Annotated in this window: 15 protein-coding genes; 7 read left to right on the top strand and 8 right to left on the bottom strand. The window is 72.4% G+C overall.

Translation table 11 applies throughout. The annotated features are described in order from the left end of the window. Window positions 1-215 precede the first annotated feature (215 nt). Together glnA2 and GL263_RS05315 are read left to right on the top strand one after the other, a co-directional pair. Window positions 216-1,577: a gamma-glutamylpolyamine synthetase GlnA2 gene (glnA2, locus tag GL263_RS05310; RefSeq protein ID WP_182854408.1), complete on the top strand. Its 1,362-nt coding sequence runs from the start codon at window positions 216-218 to the stop codon at window positions 1,575-1,577. Next, on the top strand, window positions 1,577-4,723 hold the full coding sequence (locus GL263_RS05315) for a bifunctional [glutamine synthetase] adenylyltransferase/[glutamine synthetase]-adenylyl-L-tyrosine phosphorylase (protein WP_182854395.1): 3,147 nt from the start codon (window positions 1,577-1,579) through the stop codon (window positions 4,721-4,723). The genes glnA2 and GL263_RS05315 overlap by 1 nt, the downstream gene beginning before the upstream one ends. Before the next feature lie 105 nt (window positions 4,724-4,828). Here GL263_RS05315 and GL263_RS05320 read toward each other — a convergent pair whose 3' ends face one another. From GL263_RS05320 to GL263_RS05330, 3 genes are all read right to left on the bottom strand, one after another. Next, complete coding sequence (locus GL263_RS05320) at window positions 4,829-5,836, bottom strand: phosphatase PAP2 family protein (RefSeq protein ID WP_182854396.1); 1,008 nt, start codon at window positions 5,834-5,836, stop codon at window positions 4,829-4,831. A gap of 100 nt (window positions 5,837-5,936) precedes the next feature. After that, complete coding sequence (locus GL263_RS05325) at window positions 5,937-6,962, bottom strand: LacI family DNA-binding transcriptional regulator (RefSeq protein WP_182854397.1); 1,026 nt, start codon at window positions 6,960-6,962, stop codon at window positions 5,937-5,939. 124 nt (window positions 6,963-7,086) lie between these two features. Further along, window positions 7,087-8,379, bottom strand: coding sequence for an extracellular solute-binding protein (locus GL263_RS05330; RefSeq protein ID WP_182854398.1), 1,293 nt, complete (start codon window positions 8,377-8,379; stop codon window positions 7,087-7,089). Window positions 8,380-8,651: 272 nt separating this feature from the next. Here GL263_RS05330 and GL263_RS05335 point away from each other — a divergent pair, with 272 nt between their 5' ends. The 5 genes from GL263_RS05335 (at window position 8,652) to GL263_RS05355 (ending at window position 14,798) form a co-directional block, all read left to right on the top strand. Further along, window positions 8,652-9,920 (top strand): extracellular solute-binding protein, encoded by a 1,269-nt coding sequence (locus GL263_RS05335; RefSeq protein ID WP_182854399.1) that lies wholly within the window; start codon window positions 8,652-8,654, stop codon window positions 9,918-9,920. A gap of 49 nt (window positions 9,921-9,969) precedes the next feature. After that, complete coding sequence (locus GL263_RS05340) at window positions 9,970-10,989, top strand: carbohydrate ABC transporter permease (RefSeq protein ID WP_182854400.1); 1,020 nt, start codon at window positions 9,970-9,972, stop codon at window positions 10,987-10,989. Then, on the top strand, window positions 10,986-12,017 hold the full coding sequence (locus GL263_RS05345; RefSeq protein WP_323379253.1) for a sugar ABC transporter permease: 1,032 nt from the start codon (window positions 10,986-10,988) through the stop codon (window positions 12,015-12,017). The genes GL263_RS05340 and GL263_RS05345 overlap by 4 nt, the downstream gene beginning before the upstream one ends. 64 nt (window positions 12,018-12,081) lie before the next feature. Continuing rightward, on the top strand, window positions 12,082-13,728 hold the full coding sequence (locus tag GL263_RS05350) for a glycoside hydrolase family 13 protein (protein ID WP_182854401.1): 1,647 nt from the start codon (window positions 12,082-12,084) through the stop codon (window positions 13,726-13,728). 77 nt (window positions 13,729-13,805) lie between these two features. Then, a complete protein-coding gene (locus tag GL263_RS05355; RefSeq protein ID WP_194377160.1) occupies window positions 13,806-14,798 on the top strand; it encodes a LacI family DNA-binding transcriptional regulator in 993 nt (330 codons plus the stop codon). A 70-nt stretch (window positions 14,799-14,868) separates the two neighbouring features. Here GL263_RS05355 and GL263_RS05360 read toward each other — a convergent pair whose 3' ends face one another. The 5 genes from GL263_RS05360 to GL263_RS05380 all read right to left on the bottom strand — a co-directional run bounded on the left by GL263_RS05360 (window position 14,869) and on the right by GL263_RS05380 (window position 20,844). Continuing rightward, window positions 14,869-15,747 (bottom strand): glutamate ABC transporter substrate-binding protein, encoded by an 879-nt coding sequence (locus tag GL263_RS05360; protein WP_182854403.1) that lies wholly within the window; start codon window positions 15,745-15,747, stop codon window positions 14,869-14,871. 135 nt (window positions 15,748-15,882) lie between these two features. Next, window positions 15,883-16,608, bottom strand: coding sequence for a TetR/AcrR family transcriptional regulator (locus GL263_RS05365; protein WP_182854404.1), 726 nt, complete (start codon window positions 16,606-16,608; stop codon window positions 15,883-15,885). A 40-nt stretch (window positions 16,609-16,648) separates the two neighbouring features. Beyond that, entirely contained in the window at window positions 16,649-17,758 is a 1,110-nt protein-coding gene (locus GL263_RS05370) for a PDR/VanB family oxidoreductase (RefSeq protein WP_182854405.1), read from the bottom strand. Between the two features lie 4 nt (window positions 17,759-17,762). After that, window positions 17,763-18,761 carry a metal-dependent hydrolase gene (locus tag GL263_RS05375; protein ID WP_182854406.1) on the bottom strand — a complete coding sequence of 333 codons (999 nt, stop codon included), beginning with the start codon at window positions 18,759-18,761 and terminating at the stop codon, window positions 17,763-17,765. A gap of 109 nt (window positions 18,762-18,870) precedes the next feature. Beyond that, the gene (locus GL263_RS05380) at window positions 18,871-20,844 is read right to left on the bottom strand and encodes a hypothetical protein (RefSeq protein WP_182854407.1); all 1,974 of its coding nucleotides are present in this window, start codon (window positions 20,842-20,844) and stop codon (window positions 18,871-18,873) included. Window positions 20,845-20,896: the final 52 nt, after the last annotated feature.

Raw genomic sequence — 20,896 nt, forward strand, 5'->3', positions numbered from 1 at the left:
TCGGGGGAGTGGGGCGACTCGCCGACGGCGTGTTCGGTGGCCCACAATGATCCCGCGTACCGCGTGGGCGGCGATCGGGTCCCGGTAGCCGCGCGGCGGGTGCGCAACGCGCCGGAAACGGTGTGGTGGGATGCTCGGGAGCGTACCCGGAACGCCACGCGTGCCCGGTCCCCGCCGTGGACGGCCTGACCAGCGAAGATGGGTGAATGGCGACGATGGACAAGCAGCAGGAATTTGTACTCCGGACGCTTGAGGAGCGGGACATCCGCTTCGTCAGACTGTGGTTCACCGACGTGCTGGGCTTCCTGAAGTCCGTCGCCGTGGCGCCCGCCGAGCTGGAGCAGGCGTTCGAGGAGGGCATCGGGTTCGACGGTTCGGCGATCGAGGGCTTCGCGCGGGTCTACGAGTCGGACATGATCGCCAAGCCGGCGCCGAGCACGTTCCAGATCCTGCCGTGGCGGGCCGAGGCGCCGGGCACGGCGCGCATGTTCTGCGACATCCTCATGCCGGACGGCTCGCCCTCGTACGCCGATCCGCGCTATGTGCTGAAGCGCATGCTGTCGAAGACGTCGGACCTCGGTTTCACCTTCTACACGCATCCCGAGATCGAGTTCTTTCTGCTGAAGGACAAGCCGGTGGACGGCTCCCGGCCGACTCCGGCGGACTCCTCGGGGTACTTCGACCACACCCCGCAGAACGTCGGCATGGACTTCCGCCGGCAGGCGATCACGATGCTGGAGTCGATGGGCATCTCGGTGGAGTTCTCCCACCACGAGGGCGCGCCGGGCCAGCAGGAGATCGACCTGCGGTACGCGGACGCGTTGGCGACGGCCGACAACATCATGACGTTCCGGCTGGTGATGAAGCAGGTCGCGCTGGAGCAGGGTGTGCACGCGACCTTCATGCCGAAGCCGTTCTCCGAGCACCCGGGTTCCGGGATGCACACGCACCTGTCGCTGTTCGAGGGCGACCGGAACGCCTTCCACGAGTCGGGGGCGGAGTACCAGCTGTCGAAGGTGGGCCGGTCGTTCATCGCCGGTCTGCTGAGGTACGCCGGTGAGATCTCCGCCGTCACCAACCAGTGGGTGAACTCCTACAAGCGGATCTGGGGCGGTACGCAGCGCACGGCGGGCGCCGGCGGCGAGGCGCCGTCGTACATCTGCTGGGGCCACAACAACCGGTCCGCGCTGATCCGGGTGCCGATGTACAAGCCGGGCAAGATCGGCTCGACGCGCATCGAGGTGCGGTCGCTGGACTCCGGCGCCAACCCGTACCTGGCCTACGCGGTGCTGCTGGCGGCGGGGCTCAAGGGTGTCGAGGAAGGCTTCGAACTGCCGCCGGGAGCGGAGGACGACGTGTGGGCGCTCAGCGACTCGGAGCGGCGGGCGCTCGGCATCTCCCCGCTGCCGCAGAACCTCGGTGAGGCGATCGACCTCATGGAGCGCAGCGAGCTGGTCGCCGAGACGCTGGGTGAGCACGTCTTCGACTTCTTCCTCCGCAACAAGCGGCAGGAGTGGGAGGAGTACCGCTCCGAGGTCACCGCGTTCGAGCTGCGGAAGTCGCTTCCCGTCCTGTGATGCGGCCGCCCTCGGTGACACCCCCGCACGACGGTCCCGCGCACGACGCGAACGACGGCCCCCCGCAGTCGGCAGGGGGGCCGGGCGGCGCCGGAGGCCGCCGCAGCAGCACGCACCGGCGGCTGCTGCGGTACGGCTTCGGCGACCCGGCCACCGCCGCCCGGCTGCTCGCCACCCCGGAGCTGGGCGAACTCGCCTTCGACACCGGGCTGTTGGAAGCCCTCGGCGGTTCCGCCGACCCGGACCAGGCGCTGCTCGGCCTGGTCCGGCTGGTGGAGGCGCAGCCCACCGACGGCGACCGGCGTGAACTGGTCGCCACCGTCCGGGCGGCGAAGCCGCTGCGGGACCGGCTGCTGGGGGTGCTCGGCGCCTCCGAGGCGCTGGCCGACCACCTGACCCGCCACCCGGAGGACTGGCGGACGCTCAGCACGTACGAGCGCACGGACCTGCATCCGGGCGTGGCGGAGTTCGAGGAGCAGTTGGCCGACGCCGACACCCCGGACGCACTGCGTGTCGCCTACCGCCGCGGGCTGCTGATGATCGCCGCCCGCGACGTGTGCGGCACGACCGGCTTCCCGGAGGCCGCCGCCGAGCTGGCCGACCTGGCGACCGCCACCCTGCGGCGGGCGCTGTCGATCGCGGAGAGCGAGGCGCCGGAGGACGCGCGGGCCTGCCGGCTGGCGGTCATCGGCATGGGGAAGTGCGGCGGTCGGGAGCTGAACTACGTCTCCGACGTGGACGTCATCTTTGTCGCGGAGCCGGCCGAGACCGCGGGGGAGGTCGACGAGGGCCGGGCCGTGCGGGCCGCGATCCGGCTCGCCTCCCGCATGATGCGCGTCTGCTCGGACACCACCGCGCAGGGCACCATCTGGCCGGTTGATGCCAACCTCCGCCCGGAAGGGCGCAACGGGCCGCTGGTGCGGACGCTCAGCAGCCATCTCGCCTACTACCAGCGGTGGGCGAAGACGTGGGAGTTCCAGGCGCTGCTGAAGGCCCGCCCGGTCGCCGGGGACGAGGCGCTCGGCCAGAGCTACGTGGACGCGCTGGCGCCGATGGTCTGGCAGGCCTCCCAGCGGGAGAACTTCGTGCCGGACGTGCAGCGCATGCGGCGGCGTGTCATCGACAACATCCCGCTCGGGCAGGTGGAGCGCGAACTGAAGCTCGGGCCGGGCGGGTTGCGGGACGTGGAGTTCGCCGTGCAGCTCCTCCAACTGGTGCACGGCCGCGCGGACCGTACGCTGCGCAGCTCCACCACGCTGGAGGCGTTGGCCGCGCTGGCCGCCGGCGGCTACGTGGGCCGGCAGGACGCGGCGGCGCTCGCCGAGTCCTACGACTTCCTGCGGACGGTCGAGCACCGCATCCAGCTGCACCGGCTGCGGCGCACCCATCTGATGCCGGAGGACGAGGCCGATCTGCGCCGGCTGGGGCGCTCGTTGGGCTTCCGCAGCGAACCGGTCACCGAGCTCACCCGCGCCTGGAAGCGGCACACCTCGGTGGTGCGCCGCCTCCACGAGAAGATCTTCTACCGCCCGCTGCTCGACGCCGTCGCCCAACTCGCCCCGGGCGAAACGAGGTTGAGTACGGACGCGGCGCGCGAGCGGCTGGTGGCGCTCGGCTACGCCGACCCCGCCGGCGCGCTGCGCCACCTGGAGGCGCTGGCCTCCGGCGTCAGCCGCAAGGCGGCCATCCAACGCACCCTGCTGCCGGTCCTGTTGGGCTGGTTCGCGGACTCGGCCGATCCGGACGCGGGCCTGCTCAACTTCCGCAAGGTCTCCGACGCGCTCGGCAACACCCCGTGGTACCTGAGGCTGTTGCGCGACGAGGGCGCGGCGGCGGAGAACCTCGCCCGGGTGTTGTCCGCGGGGCGGCTCGCGCCGGACCTGCTGCTGCGCGCTCCCGAGGCGGTCGCCCTGCTCGGGGACCGGGCCGGGTTGGAGCCGCGTGACCGGGCGGCGCTGACCCAGGAGGTGCTGGCCGCCGTCGGCCGCGCGGACAGCGCGGAGGCCGCCGTCGCCGCCGCGCGCGGTGTGCGCCGGCGGGAGCTGTTCCGCACCGCCGCCGCCGATCTCATCACCGCCTACGGCACCGAGGGCACCGAGCCGCACCAGGACCCGTCGGCCGCCGTCGACCGGGTCGGCGACGCGATCTCCGACGTCAGCGCCGCCGCCGTCGCCGGCACCCTGCGCGCCGCCACCCGGGAACGCTGGGGCGACATCCTGCCTACCCGGTTCACCGTGATCGGCATGGGCCGCTTCGGCGGCCGGGAGATGGGCTACGGCTCGGACGCCGACGTGCTGTTCGTCCACGAGCCGTGGCCCGGCGCCGACGAGAAGGAGGCCGCCGACGCCGCCTTCGCGATCGCCGGCGAGATGCAGCGGCTGCTGCGGCTGCCCAGCACCGACCCGCCGCTGCTGCTCGACGCGGACCTCCGCCCGGAGGGCAGGTCGGGCCCGCTGGTGCGCAGCCTCGCCGGCTACGAGGCGTACTACCGGCGCTGGATGCAGGCCTGGGAGAGCCAGGCGCTGCTGCGTGCCGAGCCGGTCGCCGGGGACGAGGAGCTGGGCCGCCGCTTTGTCGAGCTGATCGACCCGCTGCGGTACCCGGCGGGCGGGCTCGGCGACGACGCGGTGCGGGAGATCCGGCGGCTGAAGGCGCGGATGGAGAGCGAGCGGCTGCCGCGCGGCGCGGACCCCACCACCCACGCCAAGCTGGGCAGGGGCGGGCTCTCCGACGTCGAGTGGACCGTGCAGCTGCTCCAGCTCCGGCACGCGCACGAGATCCCCGAACTGCGCACGACGCGCACCCGACAGGCGCTCGCGGCGGCCCGGGAGGCGGAACTGCTGTCGGAGGCGGACGCTGAGGTGCTGGACGAGGCGTGGGTGCTGGCGACCCGGGTGCGGAACGCGGCCATGCTGGTCAGGGGCCGCCCGGGCGACACGTTCCCGTCCGAGCCGCGCGAACTGGCCGCCGTCGGCCGCTATCTGGGCCACGAGCCGCTGGACGCCGGGGACCCGGCGGAGTCGGCCGGGTCGGCGGGCGCCGCCGGGGCGCGCGGGCGCGGGGCGGGCGGCGAGGCGCTGGAGGCGTACCGGCGCACGACCCGTCGCGCGCGGGCGGTGGTGGACCGGTTGTTCTACGACGCCTGACCGGCGCGCACACGAGACGACGCGCCCCCGCCCGAGGATCCTCGGGCGGGGGCGCGTCGCTGCGTTCCGGCTACGGCTGTGTTCCGGCTGCGGCGCGGAGCCGGGCTACGGGGCCGTGGCGACCGGGCGGGACCGGCTGGGGTCGTCGCCGGGCGGCGGCTGTTCGGAGCCGTTGTCGGACCGTGCGACGGCCACGGCGACGGGCTCAGCGACGACCGGCTCAGCGGCGACGGGCTCAGCGACGACGGGCCCGCCGTCGGCGCGGCGTGACGGTGCGGCGTCGGCCTCCACCGGCAGCCGGTGGACGTGGGCCCGGTACCACCACTTCGCCACGGCGAAGCCGAAGGCCAGGCAGAGCAGACCGCCCACGGCGTCCAGCCAGAAGTGGTTGCCGGTGGCGACGATCACGACCAGCGTGGCCACCGGGTACAGCACGCCCAGCACCCGCACCCAGGTGCGGCGGGCGAGCAGCAGCAGGATCACCCCGCACCATGCGGACCAGCCGATGTGCATGGACGGCATCGCGGCGAACTGGTTGGAGACGTTGGCCATGTCGCCGGAGGCCATCGACCCCCAGGTGCCGTGCACTATCACCGTGTCGACGAACTCGGCGCCGTCGAACAGCCGGGGCGGGGCGAGCGGGAAGAAGTAGTAGCCGACGAGCGCGACGGCGGTCGTGGCGAACAGCACCGTGCGGGCCGGGCCGTAGCGGCCGGGCTGCCGGCGGTAGAGCCACACCAGCACGCCGATCGTCACGACGAAGTGCAGGGTGGCGTAGTAGTAGTTCATCCCCACTATCAACCAGGTGATCTTGTTGATCGTGTGGTTGACGGTCTGCTCGAAGGCCAGGCCGAGGGTCTGCTGGAAGTCCCACACCCACTGGGCGTGGCGCTGGGCCACGGCCTCGTGCTCGGGTACCGCGTTGCGGATGAGCGAGTACACCCAGTAGCTGACCGCGATCAGCGCGATCTCGAACCAGATGCGTGGCCGTCGCGGTGCCAGCGGCCGTCGCAACAGGGTACGGAGGGCTTGCGGTCGAGCCCTGCGTTCGTCCTGAGGAGTCGCAGTGCTCACCCGTTCTTCACCCTCGCTACGTGTGGTCGGTGCCCCCATGACGGGTCAGTCTGCCAGACGCGGGGTGGCCACCGATCATCCTCCGGGTGGGTTCTGCCGGCGTCACACTCGTCCCTGAGTGCTACACCCGCCCCCGGGGTCACCCCTGTTCGGCCGGAGCGGCGGCGGTGGAGCCGCGCACGACGAGTTCCGGCAGGAAGACGAACTCGCTGTGCGGGGCCGGGGTGCCGCCGACCTCCTCCAGCAGGGCCCGGACGGCGGCCTGTCCCATGGCGGTGACCGGCTGCCTGATCGTGGTCAGCGGCGGGTCGGTGAACGCTATGAGCGGGGAGTCGTCGAAGCCGATGACGGAGACGTCGGCCGGGACGGCCAGCCCGCGTTCGCGGACCGCGCGCACGGCGCCCAGCGCCATCATGTCGCTGGCGCAGACGACGGCCGTGCAGCCCCGGTCCAGCAGCGCGGACGTCGCCGCCTGGCCGCCTTCCAGCGTGAACAGGGAGTGCTGGACGAGGGAGCGGGCGCTCTCCTCGGAGTGTCCGAGCCGTTCCCGCAGCGCGGCCACGAAGCCCTCCACCTTGCGCAGCACGGGAACAAAACGGGAGGGGCCGACGGCGAGGCCGACCCGGTGGTGGCCGAGGGAGGCGAGGTGGCTGACCGCCAGCCGCATCGCGGTGCGGTCGTCGGGCGAGACGAACGGCGCCCGCACGTGCGGGGAGAAGCCGTTGATCAGCACGAACGGCACGCCCTGGCCGCGCAGCTTCTCGTAGCGCTGCATGTCGGCGGTGGTGTCGGCGTGCAGTCCGGAGACGAAGATGATGCCGGCGACGCCGCGCTCGACGAGCATCTCGGTCAGCTCGTCCTCCGTCGACCCGCCCGGGGTCTGGGTGGCGAGCACGGGGGTGTACCCCTGCCGGGTGAGCCCCTGGGAGATGACCTGGGCGAACGCCGGGAAGATCGGGTTCTCGAGTTCGGGTGTGATCAGCCCCACCAGGCCGGCGCTGCGCCGGCGCAACCTGGCGGGGCGTTCGTAGCCCAGCAGGTCGAGCGCGGCAAGGACGGACTCGCGGGTGGCAGCGGCGACGCCCGGCTTGCCGTTCAGGACACGGCTGACCGTCGCTTCGCTGACCCCCGCCTGGGCTGCGATGTCAGCTAGCCGTGCGGTCACGAGTAGGGACTGTACCGGTAGTGCGGCACAGTGCCTACCGGGAGTTGCCGCCGGTGGCGCAGCGTCCCCGCCGCGCGCCCGGGCGCGCGGCGGATCGGGTTCCGCGCCCCGGGGCGTGCGGCGGTCAGCCGTCGAGGCGGTACCCGGGGAGCAGGGTTCCGCGCCATTCCTCGGCGGTGGCCCGCATGCCCTCCCTCGGGGTCTCCTCGCCGCGCAGGATCGCCGTCCAGTGCGGCTGGTAGGTGGCGAAGAGTTCGGCGCTCTGCGGCAGCGTGATGCGCGGGACGGCCTTGGTGTGCGCGAAGTAGAAGGAGTTGCGCACGGGGTCGGAGAGGACCGCGCGGCTGTACGCGGACTTGCGGGTGGGCAGCAGGCCGAGTTCCAGGGCGGCGCGCTCCTGCTGGGCGGCGGCGGTCATGTAGCCGACGAACACCTCGGCCGCCTCACGGTGCTCGGTGTTCTTGCTGATGACGAGGTTGTGGCCGCCGGTGGGGGAGCCGGCGGTGCCGGTGGAGCCGGCCGGCAGCGGCGCGATGCCGAGGTTCTCCCGCTTGCGGAAGGCGCTGCCGGAGAACACGTCGGCGGTCGCCCAGGGCCCGTTGATGATCATGGCGACCTCGCCGCTCTTGAACGCGGTCTGCATGGCGCCGTAGGCGTCCTCGGCCGGAGGCTTGCGGGCGGCGCCGGAGGTCACGAGGTCGGCGGCGGTCTCCGCGCCGCGCACGGCGGCGGCGCCGGCGACGGTGATGGCGGAGCGGCCGGGGTCGACGAGGTCGGTCTCCTCGCCGTAGAGGAAGGGGAGCGAGAAGTAGCCGTCGGTGTTGAGGGCGAGGCCGTCGGCGCCGGTGGCGTCCTTGATCTTGGCGGCGGCGTCCTTGAGTTCCTTCCAGGTCGACGGCGGGCGGCCGATGCCGGCCTTCTCGAAGAGGGCGCGGTTGTAGAGCAGCGCGAGCGGGTCGGTGACCTGCGGGATGCCGTAGACGCGGTCCTCGTGGGTGACGCTGGCGGTGGTGGTCTCCAGGAAGTCGGCGGCGTCGCCGAGGGCGGGGGAGTCGGTGAGGTCGGCGAGGTAGCCCTTGCCGACGAAGCCGGCGGTCCAGCCGACGTCGGCGCGCAGCACGTCGGGCACCCCGCTGCCCGCCTTCTGGGCCTTGACGTACCGTTCCTGCGCCTCGAAGAAGTCCACCTGCGTGTAGTCGACCTTGATCTTCGGGTGGTCCTTCTCGAAGGCCGCCACCAGCTTGCGGAACAGCGGCGACTCGGACTCGCCGGAGGTGTCCCACCAGGTGACCGTGCCCGAGACCCGGGAGGCCGCCTCCGCCGGGTTCTCGGCGTCGCCCGCGCCGCAGCCGGTGGCCGCGACCCCCAGGCACACCGAGAGGGCCAGCGCCAGTGTGCCCGTTATGCCGCGCCGCATGCGGTACCTCCGTGGTTGAGCTCGATTGATCTTGATTGAGCTTGATCGAACCGGTTGATCGTGTTGTACGTAGAGCGCCGAGAACGTAGCAGGGTTGCAAGTGCTTGCGGAAGCCGTCGCAAGATGGCTTGCAGAAATTTGCGGCAAGGTCTTTCGGATTGGTTGCGGCCCTGTTAACTTCCTCGTCAGCCCGGCGCCGCGACTGCGCGGCCCGTGAGGGAACCGTCACAGAACCCTCGAATCGGGCGTATCACCCTTGGAGGACTCTCATCATGCGGCGTGGCATAGGGATCACCGCACTGGTTGCGGCGCTGGCGCTTACGGCAACGGCTTGCGGCTCGGACGACGACAAGCAGGACAAGGGCTCCGGCGAGCTGTCGGGGACCGTCACCTTCTGGGACACCTCGAACGACGCCGAGAAGGCCGTCTACAAGAAGATCGCCGAGGACTTCACCAAGCTCCACCCCAAGGTGAAGGTCAAGCACGTCAGCGTCGACTTCGGTGAGGCCAACAACAAGTTCAAGAACGCCGCGCCGGGCAAGGGCGGCGGCGCTCCGGACGTGATGCGCACCGAGGTCGCCTGGGTCGCGGACTTCGCCAACCTCGACTACCTGGCCCCGCTGGACGGCACCCCGGCCATCGAGAACCAGGACGACTACCTGCCCACCGCCTGGGGCAGCACCCAGTTCAACGGCAAGACCTACGCCGTGCCGCAGGTCACCGACACGCTCGCGCTCTTCTACAACAAGAAGATCCTCAAGGAAGCCGGCGTCGAGGTCCCGCAGTCGCTGGAGGACGTCAAGAAGTCCGCCAAGAAGATCAAGGACAAGACCGGCGCCACCGCCCTCTACCTGCGCGGCGACGACCCGTACTGGTTCCTGCCCTACCTCTACGGCGAGGGCGGCGACATGCTCGACGCCGACGCCAAGAAGGTCACCATCGACGAGGAGGCGGGCGTCAAGGCGTTCGCCGCGATGAAGGACCTCGTCGACTCCAAGGCCGCCCTCACCGACCTCACCGACGGCTGGGACAACGGCCAGACCGCCTTCAAGAACGGCGACGTGGCCATGATGATCAACGGCCCGTGGGCGATCGAGGACTCGCTGTCCGGCAAGGAGTTCAAGGACAAGGGCAACCTCGGCGTCGCCGCCGTCCCGGCCGGCTCCAAGGCCCAGGGCGCCCCGCAGGGCGGCTGGAACCTCTCCGTCTACGCCGGCTCCCGCAACCTCGACGCCTCCTACGAGTTCGTCAAGTACATGAGCTCGCCCGAGGTCCAGCAGCGCACCACCGAGGAACTGAGCCTGCTGCCCACCCGCGCGTCGGTGTACGACGTCGACTCCGTCAAGAACAACGAGATGGTCCAGTTCTTCAAGCCGGCCGTCGACAAGGCCGTCGAGCGCCCCTGGATCGCCGAGGGCAACTCGCTCTTCGAGCCCATCAAGGTCTCCCAGCACGAGGTCCTCGCCGGCACCACCTCGCCGAAGGACGCCGCCAAGAAGGCCGGCGACGCCTACCGCAAGATCCTCAAGGACTGGAAGTAAGGACCGGCGGATCCGACAGCCGACCTGACTGGGAAGGACTACCGGCCACATGGCACGGACCATGAAGTCGGAGGCGAAGGCCGCCGGGGGACCTGACACCCCCGGCGGCCCCCGCCGCACCGGCACACGAGGCGAGGGCACGCCCGGCCCGCTCCGCAGGGCGCTCGCCACCCACTGGTACGCCTGGACGATGATCGCCCCGGTGGTCGTCGTGGTGGCCGTCATCATCGGCTACCCGCTCGGACGCGGCCTCTGGCTCTCGCTGACGAACGCCGACGAGTCCAACGTCGAGCGCACCATCGGCGCCAACACCATCGAGGCCACCTACGAGTTCGTCGGCCTCGACAACTACACCGCGATCCTCACCGACACGGTGTTCTGGAGCCGACTGGGCTGGACGGTGCTGTGGACCGTCGCCTGTGTGAGCATCACGTTCACCATCGGTCTCACGCTGGCCAACATGCTCAACCGCAAGCTGCGCGGACGCGCCCTCTACCGCGTCCTGCTCATCCTGCCGTGGGGCATCCCCGCCTTCGTCTCGGTGTTCGCCTGGCGGCTGCTGTTCAACGAGCGCAACGGCCTGCTCAACAACGTCCTCAACGGCGGCGGCATCGACTCCATCGCCTGGCTCGGCGACCCGACCTGGGCGAAGGTCTCCGTCATCGCGGTGAACGTCTGGCTCGGCGTGCCGTTCATGCTGGTCGCCACGCTCGGCGCCCTCCAGTCCATCCCCGGAGAGCTCTACGAGGCGGCCGAGATGGACGGCGCCGGACCCTGGCAGCGGTTCCGCAACATCACCATGCCGGGCATCCGCGCCGTCAGCTCCACGGTGATCCTGCTGAGCACCATCTGGACCTTCAACATGTTCCCGGTCATCTACCTGCTCACCAGGGGCGGACCGGGCGACTCCTCGGAGATCCTGGTGACGTACGCCTTCCGGCTCGCCTTCCTCAACAGCCCCCGCGACTTCGCGTCCTCGGCCGCATGGGGTGTGCTCATCCTGCTGCTGCTCGTCGCCTTCGCCGTGGGCTACCGCCGTGTACTCCGCAAGCAGGGAGAGGTGTGGTGAGCGACATGAACCCGCGACAGACCGCCGAGGCCCGTGCCGCCACCGCCGAGGCCGCCACCGGCCCCGAGGCCGCCACCGGCTCCCGGGCCACCACCGAAGGACCGACCGTGCCGCCCGCCGCCACCGCCTCCCCGGCGCCCACCGCCGCCGGCGCCCCGGCCGTACCGCCGCGCCGCCCCCGCAAGGGCGACGGCGGCAGCCTGCGCGACCGGCGCGGCCCGCTGGCCTCCCTCGGGCTGCACCTCGGCCTGGTCGTGGCCGCCGTGATCGCCGTCTTCCCGCCGCTGTGGCTGGTGGTCACCTCGTTCAAGCCCAAGACGGAGGCGTTCACCCTCGACCTCGTCAAGGACTTCACGTTCGAGAACTACAAGCACGTCCTCGCCGACACCCACTTCCTCGACTGGTTCGGCAACTCGGTCGTGGTCGTGCTCGGCACCACCGTGCTCGGCGTGCTCATCTCCTCCACCACCGGCTACGCGCTCAGCCGCTTCCGGTTCCCGGGCATGCGCCCGCTGATGTGGACCCTGCTGCTCACCCAGATGTTCCCCATGGCGGTGCTGATCGTGCCGCTGTACAACCTGATGGCCTCGCTCGGCCTGCTCAACCAGCCGGTCGGCCTGATCGTCACCTACCTCACCATCGCCGTGCCGTTCTGCGCCTGGATGATGAAGGGGTTCTTCGACACCATCCCGGTCTCCATCGACGAGTCGGGACGCGTCGACGGGCTCACCCCCTTCGGCACGTTCTGGCGCCTGGTGATGCCGCTGGCAAAGCCGGGCCTGGCCGTCACCGGCTTCTACACCTTCGTCACCGCCTGGGCCGAGGTCGCCTACGCCACCGCGTTCATGACCGGCGAGGAGAACCTGACACTCGCCGGCGGCCTCCAGACGTTTGTCAACCAGTACTCGGCGGACTGGGGATCGATGACGGCGGCAGCCGTGATCATCGCCGTGCCCGCCGCGCTGGTCTTCGGCTTCGCACAGCGCTACCTGGTCTCCGGAATGACAGCGGGCGCGGTCAAGTCCTGACCCGCCCGCGTCCCCCCACGCAACCCATACCGACCGCGACCAACCCGCGACCAACAGGGAAGACATGACACAGCATCTCGCCGCACCCGCCAACCGAGCTGACGCACCCACCAGGCGCAGAAGCCCGGGCTGGTGGCGCGACGCCGTCATCTACCAGGTCTACCCGCGCTCCTTCGCCGACGGGAACGGCGACGGCATGGGCGACCTGCCCGGTATCCGCCGCCGCCTTCCCTACCTCGCCGAACTCGGCGTCGACGCAGTCTGGCTCAGCCCGTTCTACGCCTCCCCGCAGGCCGACGCCGGCTACGACGTGTCCGACTACCGCGCCATCGACCCGATGTTCGGCGACCTGCACGACGCCGACGCCCTGATCCGCGAGGCCCACGACCTGGGCCTGAAGATCATCGTCGACCTGGTGCCCAACCACTCCTCCGACCAGCACGAGTGGTTCCAGCAGGCGCTGCGCGAGGGCCCCGGCTCCCCGCTGCGCGACCGCTACCACTTCCTTCCCGGCAAGGGCGAGACCGGTGAACTCCCGCCCAACGACTGGGAGTCCATCTTCGGCGGCCCCGCCTGGACCCGCACCAGCAACCCCGACGGCACCCCGGGTGAGTGGTACCTGCACCTCTTCGCCCCCGAACAGCCCGACTTCAACTGGGAGAACGAGGCCGTCCGGGACGAGTTCCGGTCCGTGCTGCGCTTCTGGCTCGACATGGGCGTCGACGGCTTCCGCATCGACGTCGCCCACGGCCTGGTCAAGGCCGCCGGCCTGCCCGACATGGGCCGCAGCGGCCAGCTCAAGCTGCTCGGCAACCAGGTGCTGCCCTTCTTCGACCAGGACGGCGTCCACGAGATCTACCGCTCCTGGCGGAAGATCCTGGAGGAGTACGGGGGCCAGCGCATCGGCGTCGCCGAGGCCTGGACACCCAGCGCCGAGCGCACCGCCCTCTACCTGCGCCCCGACGAGCTGCACCAGGCGTTCAACTTCCACTACCTGGGCACCGACTGGGACGCGGCGGCCCTGCGCGACGCGATCGACGAGTCGCTGGACTCCATGCGCCCGGTCGGCGCCGCCACCACCTGGGTGCTGTCCAACCACGACGTCGTCCGGCACCGCACCCGCCTCGGCGGCGGCCTCGACCGGGCCCGCGCCGCGACGCTGCTGATGCTGGCGCTGCCCGGCTCCGCCTACGTCTACCAGGGCGAGGAGCTCGGCCTGCCCGAGGTCGTCGACCTGCCCGACGAGGTGCGCCAGGACCCGTCGTTCTTCAAGGACAACGGCCAGGACGGGCTCCGCGACGGCTGCCGGGTGCCGATCCCGTGGACCGTCGACGGCTCCTCCCTCGGCTTCGGCGAGGGCGGCAGCTGGCTGCCGCAGCCGGCCGCGTGGGGCGAGCTGAGCGTGCAGGCGCAGACCGGCGACGTCGACTCCACCCTGGAGATGTACCGCACGGCGCTGCGCGTCCGGCGCGAGCACCCGGATCTGGGCGCCGGCGACGCGGTGGTGTGGCTGGACGCCCCCGAGGGCGTACTGGCCTTCCGGCGCGGCGACTTCGTCTGCGTGGCCAACACCACCCCGCACGAGGTCGACCTCTCCGGCCACCCGGAGCTGCGGCCCGGCGCCGAAGGCCGCGTGCTGCTGACCAGCCGCCGGACCGAAGACAGAACCACCACCCTGCCCGGCGACTTCGTGCAGTGGTGGACCGCGTGACGACGGCCGACGCCGCGCCCCCGACGACCACGGCCGTCGGGGGCCCCGCCGTTGCCGCGAGCCCGTCCACGGCGCGGCTGGCGGACATCGCGGCGCAGGCGTCCGTCAGCGAGGCCACCGTCAGCCGGGTGCTCAACGGCCGCACCGGCGTGGCGTCCGGGACGCGGCAGAAGGTGCTCGCCGCGCTCGACGTGCTCGGCTACGAGCGGCCGGTACGGCTGCGGCAGCGCAGCGCGGGTCTCATCGGCCTGGTCATACCCGAGTTGACCAACCCGATCTTCCCGGCGTTCGCCCAGGTCATCGAACAGGCGCTGTCCGGCTACGGGTACACGCCCGTGCTGGGCACCCACATGCCGGGCGGCGCCACCGAGGACGAACTCGTCGACCAGCTCGTGGAACGCGGCGTCACCGGCATCATCTTCCTCTCCGGACTGCACGCCGACGTCACCGCCGACCCCGCCCGCTACGACCGGCTCAGCGGTCAGGGCGTGCCGTTTGTCCTGGTCAACGGCTACAACGAGCGGATCAGCGCGCCCTTCGTCTCGCCCGACGACCGGACCGCGGCGAAGATCGCCGTCCGGCACCTGGCCGACCTCGGGCACCGCCGCGTCGGCCTCGCCGTCGGCCCCAGCCGGTTTGTTCCCGCCCGCCGCAAGGCGGAGGGCTTCGCCGCCGCGCTGGAGGAGACGGGTGTCTCCGGCGTCATCCAGCACACCCTGTTCACCGTCGAGGGCGGCCACGCCGCCGGCGGCGCACTGCTCGACCAGGGCTGCACGGGCATCGTCTGCGGCAGCGACCTGATGGCGCTGGGCGCCGTGCGCGCCGCCCGCGGGCGGGGACTGGACGTGCCGCGCGACCTGTCGGTCGTCGGCTACGACGACTCCGAACTCATCGCCTTCACCGACCCGCCGCTGACCACCGTCCGGCAGCCGGTGCGGGCCATGGCGCACGCCGCCGTGCAGTCGCTGCTGGAGGAGATCGGAGGCAACCCGGTGCCGCGCGCCGAGTTCGTCTTCCAGCCGGAGCTTGTCGTGCGGGGCTCCACCGCGCAGCCGCCGGCGGCCGCCTAGACGGGCTGTGCGGGAGGTCGGGACGGGGGAGCCCCGACCTCCCGCACGACCGACACCGGCCGGACGTGCCTCACTCGCAGGGCTCGACGTCCGGCGGCGGCGTCGGGCCGGTCGTCCGCCACAGCGTCTTCGACAGCGCCCTGATCCACGAACCGTCGTTGTGCGAGCGCCGGATCGCGGTGGAGATGAAGCGGCACATCTCCGTGTTGCCGTGCCCGTAGCCCACGCCGTACCGCTCGACGGTGAACGGCTCGCCGACCACCTTCAGCTTCTCCGGGTCGTCGGCGGCGAAGCCGAGCAGGATCGCGCCGTCGGTGGTCACCGCGTCGACGGTGCCGCTTCCGAGCCGGTCCACGCACTGCTTGTAGTTGCCCGCCGGGGACGGCAGCGCGCCGTACTCCTTCTCCACCTTCACCAGCGACGTGCTCCCCGTCGCCGCGCAGACCCGCTTGCCCGACAGGTCCTCCGGACCCTTGATGTCCGTGTTGTCCGTCCGGACCAGGAGCTGCTGCCCGGTCTCGTAGTACGGCCCGGCCATGCCGACCAGCTTCCGCCGCTCGTCGGTGATGGAGTACGACGCCACGACGAGGTCGACCTTGCGGTCCCTGATCAGCGACTCGCGGTCCTTGGACTCCGCCTCCACCCAGGTGATCTTCTCCGGCGGAATGCCCATCTTCGCCGCGATGATCTTGGCGATCTCCACGTCGAAGCCCTCGGGCTCGTCCGCCCCCTTCTTGAGGTAACCGACGTTCGGCTGGTCGAACTTCACCCCGATCCGGATCGTCCCGGCCTTCTTCAGCCCTGCCATCGTGCTGCCGGCCGGGTGCGTCGCCTCGCCGTCGACCTTGACGGCGGGCGTGTCGTCCCCGCCGAGGTACCCGCAGCCCGACACCGCGAGTACCGCGCCCAGCGCGACACCGCACAGGGCGCTCCGCATCGATACGGCCATGGCTGTTCTCCACGTTCTCTTGCCGCCGGGCGCGCGGGGGTGGCGTGACGCGCCGGCTGGTTTCGTCCGGCAGAGATTACGTGGCGGAGGGCAGCGGTAGGTCTCCGCGAGGTCACGGATTGTGCGTACCGGCGGTTAACCCCGCCACACGTCGCCGTTGCCCGCGGGTGTCCCGTCGAGGATCGACAGCAGGCGGGTCACGAACGCGCCGAAGGCGCCGTCCGACGGCTCCTGGGCGACGACCCGCCGCACCAGGGCGGCGGTCTCCTCGTCCGTGGTGGCGGTGACCACCGCCAACGCCATGAAGTCGTGCACGAGTTGGAGCTGCAACTCCTCACGCGGGATGCGCCGGCCCTCCCACCAGGACAGCGCGGTCGTCTCCGCCAGGCCCACCCAGGAGCGGATCACCAGCTCCAGCCGCGGCCCCGGCGCGTCGAGCTCCAGGTGGAGCAGCATCTGCTCGTAGGCCTTCCGCCGCACCTCGTCGATCACCGCGCCGGTGCTCGGTGAGCCGATCGCGCCGCCGCCGCGCAGCAGCGCCGAGAAGCCCGGACCGTGCTCGGCGACGAAGTCGAAGTAGCGCCCCATGACCCGGACGAGACGCGCGCCGAGCGGGCCCTCGCGCGGCTCGGCGAACCGCGCGGTCAGCTCGTCGGCCGCCGCCCGCACCGCCGCCTCGTACAGGCTGTGCTTGCCCGGGAAGTAGTGGTACACCAGCGGCCGGGAGATGCCGGCCGCACCCGCGATGTCGTCGATCGAGACCTCGTCGGGGGAGCGACGACTGAACAGGTCCAGCGCCACGGCGATGAGCTGCCGCCGCCGCTCCTCCACTCCCATCCTGCGGCGCGTCCCGGTCGTCATGACCCCATGCTAGGGCCACGAGTCGGGGTCCGCCGGTCGCCTACAGATCCAGCACGAGGTTCCCGCCCCGGGCGCGGGACACGCAGATCAGCATGGAGTCACCGCGTTCGCCGTCCGTCAGCAGCTCGTCGCGGTGGTCGATCTCGCCCGCCAGCACCGTCTGCTGGCAGGTGCCGCAGAAGCCCTGCTCGCACGAGTACGGCAGGTTCGGCAGCGCCTGCGCGCGGATCGCGGCGAGCACCGTCGTGTCGGCGCCGACCTGAACGGTCCGGCCGGTGCGGCGCAGCTCCACCTCGAACGAGGTCTCGCCGGCGGCCGCCGGGCGGGCGGCCGGGCCGGGGGAGAAGCGCTCCAGGTGCAGCCCGCCGCCCGGCGGCCGCTCCGCGCACAGCTCGCCGACCGCGTCCATCAGCGGGTCCGGCCCGCAGCAGTAGACCGCCGCGTCGCGCGGCGTCCCGGCCAGCGCCGCCGCGAGGTCCGGCAGGCCCGCCTCGTCCTCGGGCACCACCAGCAGCCGTTCGTCCGCCGGACCGCCCGAACTCGCCGCGAGCGCGGCGAGTTCGGGGAGGAACGGCATCGTGGCACGGCTGCGGCCGCCGTACACCAGCCGCCACGGCAGCCCGGCGGCGGCCGCCGCGCGGACCATCGGCAGCAGCGGGGTGATGCCGATGCCCCCGGCGAGGAACAGGTAGGCGGGCGCGTCGACGAGCGGGAACCGGTTGCGCGGCCCGCGCACCTCGACCTCCGTCGCCTCGTAGAGCTGCTCGTGCACCTCCTTCGAGCCGCCCCGGCCGTCGGGCACCAGGCGGGTGGCGATGGTGTAGGTGTCGGCCTCGGCCGGGTCCCCGCACAGCGAGTACTGCCGCACCAGGCCGGAGGGCAGCACCACGTCGATGTGCGCGCCCGGTTCCCAGTCCGGCAGGGCGCCCCGGTCGCCGGTCAGCCGCAGCATCACCACGCCCTCGGCGGGGGTGGTGCGTTCGGCGACTCCGAGGACAAAGCCCCGGGGGGCTTCCCGCTCCACGCCGGAGACGGGCTCGGGCAGGGCGGGCATCGGCCACAGCGGCGAGCGTTCGACGCGGCGCCCGAGCGCCCGCTTGACCAGGATCGCGGCGCCCGCCGCGGCGGCGACGGTGAGCAGTCGGCGCATGCTGTCAGACTCCCTTGCGGTGGTTCGGGGCCGCGGCGGTGCGGGCCGCGGCGGTGTCGGTCGCGTCGGTCCTGACGGCGTCGGTCGCGGTGGCGCGGTCGGGTGCGCGGCCGTTGGCGCCGGGGGAGGAGGCCAGGTAGGCGACGGCCCGGGCGAGGTCGCCCTCCTTCGACGGGTGGTAGCCGCGTCCCAGGTAGCCGGGGATCGAGCGCAGGATCGCGCCCGTGGTGGGCAGGACGCCCTGCCGGCCGCCGCGCACGAACTCCCGCACGCTGGCCCGGCCGTCGTCCAGCAGCGGGTCGTTCTCCATGAAGAAGCGGACGCCGCGCTGCCACAGGAAGACCAGCGCCCCGAACGCCACCGCCCAGGTGCGCGCCCGGCGGCGGTAGTCGCCGTCGAGGTGGGTGAAGAGATCAAAGGCCACCGAGCGGTGCTCGACCTCCTCGGCGCCGTGCCAGCGCAGCAGGTCGAGCATCACCGGGTCGGCGCCGCGCCGGTCCAGCGCCTCGGCGCCCAGCACCCAGTCGCCGAGGAACGCGGTGTAGTGCTCGATGGCGGCGATCAGCGCGACCCGTTCCAGCAGCCACCAGCGGCGGGCCCGGCCGGGCGGGAAGGTGCGGTCGCCCAGCAGCTTCTCGAACATCCAGTCCACCTGCGCGGTGTACGGGGTGGGGTCGAGGCCGAGCGCGCGCAGCCGGGGCAGTACGTCGTCGTGGGCCCTGGAGTGCACGGCCTCCTGGCCGATGAAGCCGATGACGTCCGCCCGCAGGCTCTCGTCGCGGATGAGCGGCAGCGCCTGCTTGTAGACGTGCACGAACCAGCGTTCGCCGGCCGGCAGCAGCAGGTGCAGCACGTTGATGGTGTGCGTGGTGGACGGATCGCCGGGGATCCAGTGCAGCGGCGTCGCGGACCAGTCGAAGGAGACGTCGCGCGCCCGGAGTTCGACGCGTGTGGTGTCCTCCGCCGTCGCCGGGGCCGGCTTCTCGGCGGCCTTGTTAGACATGCTGTCAGCGTACTGGCGGGTTGGCCGCTGACAAGAGGCGTGCGCACAAAAAAGATCCGGGAGGGCGCTCGGCCCTCCCGGATCCCCATCGACGCCCGCCCCGCGCGGCCTACTTCAGCGGGCCGAACTCCTCGCCGCCCGCCGTCCGCGCGCTCAGCTCGGCCTTCGCGCCCTGCTCCACCTGAGCCACCAGCAGCCGCCGGTCCGCGCTGGCCGTCACCCCGCCGGACGCCGTGATCGACGTCACACCCCGGCTGCCGACCCCGATCAGGTACCAGTTGTCACCGGGCGACTTCCACAGCGCCCCGGCCAGCACCTTCGGATCGCGCGGCCCGCACGCCGCCGTGTCCGTCGCCCGGCCGACCACCGCCGCCGCGGCCTTCTGCCCGTCGGCGGCCGGCGGCAGGAAGTGCGACAGCGCCTGCCCGCCGGCACCGCGCCAGGTCTCCGCCCGCGTGCACAGCCAGGCCGCGCCGCCGCCGCCCTCCGGCAGCTGGTGGCGCCCGAACTCCCAGGAGTTCACCGACCGCACACCCTGCGCCGCCAGCAGCGGGAACTGGCAGGCCGAACGCGCCAGCACCGCCCGCGCCCGCGTCGACACCGCGTCCTGCGGCGCCTCGTCGGGCGCGCCGAACGTCAACCGGGCCGGCGTCAGCTCGCCCAGGTCGCTCAGCAGGTACGGCTGCCCCTCACCGCGCGCCGTCACACGCAGCGCGGGCCACGTCTCGCAGGTGTCCCGGCCCAGCGGCGGCCCCTGCACGGGGTCGGTGATGCCGTCGTCGCCGATGCCGATCTCGGTGCCTTCGTCGGCCGGCCGCAGCAGATCGACCGTCACCAGCTTCTCCACCCAGGGGCCGGTCAGATAGCGGGCGTTGCCGTCGCTGCGGGTCAGCAGCACCATGCTCGCACCGGCCGTGTCGGCCGCGTCCGTACGGGCGAAGTCCAACCCGACCACGCCCTTCGCGCCGTCCGCCGGCTCGGCGTACCGCACGATCCGCAGACCGTCGTGGAACACCACGAGCGAGGCGCCGTCCACCTCACCCGCGTACAGCAGCTGCGGCGGCCCGGCCGCCGGACCCGGCGCCGTACCCGGCGTCGCCGTGACCGTCACCTGCCCGCCGGGACGCGCCCACACCGCCAGTGCCCGCCGCAGCAGCGCCTTGTCCTCGACCAGCTCCCCGCGCGCCGGCCACACCGAGAAGTCCGCCCGCGACGACGTCTTCCACGCCCCGGCCCTCACCGACAGCAGCCGCTCCGGATCCAGCGCCCGCTGCGCCGCCGGGTTCTGCGCGTAGGCCGGCGCCGCCGCGCCCTGCGGCCCCCAGCCGTCCCCGGGCAGCCCGAGCAGCACCCCGCACACCGCCAGCGCGGCCACCGCCACCAACGCGGCCCGGCCGTGCTGCCTGCGGCGCATCAGGTCCGTCGGGCGCGCCTTCAGCACACACGGGTCGAACTCCGGCGAGGCCAGCGGCGACCTGTCCTTGCTGCCCGCCGGCATCCGCACCTCGTCCGCCTCGTCCAGCGCGTCGTCCGGATCCTCGACGCCCGCCGCCTCCAGCAGGTCAAAGACCTCGTCGTCGTTCAGGCCCTCGGCGGTCCGCAGCGCGAACGCGGCGCGGCCCTCGTCCGAGCAGTCCGCCAGCGCCCCCTCCAGCGCCGCGTCGTCCTCGCCCGTACCGCGCGGCAGCAGCCGCAGGCCCACCGCCCTCGGCAGCAGCGGACGCGGCCGGGGCCCCCGGCCCAGCCGCACCGGCCCCAGCCGCCACGGCCGCTGCGCCGCCAGCGCCCCGCACACCACCCGCAGCCGCACGTACGTGTAGCCGGACTCCGGCGCCGGTCCGCCCGGCGCGCGCTGCGCCGGCAGGTCCGGCGCCTGCGCCGCCCGGCCCCTGGGCAGCGCGCGCTGCACCACCGCGTGCGCGGTCAGCACCCGCCGCTGCCGGCCGAGCGAGGCGGGCAGGATCAGATACGCGAGCCGCACCAGCCGCGCATAGTGCTCGACGAGCACCGCCTCGGCCTGCTCGACGGGAACGGGGCCGGACTCGGCCAGCGGCTCGGCCCGGCGCGGAACGTCGGAGGTCACATCTGTAGGGGCCACGTTGAGCAGAACGAGTGAACCGCCGGTTGGTCACCTG

It is taken from the genome of Streptomyces durbertensis, from assembly GCF_014156695.1.
Lineage (GTDB): Bacteria > Actinomycetota > Actinomycetes > Streptomycetales > Streptomycetaceae > Streptomyces > Streptomyces durbertensis.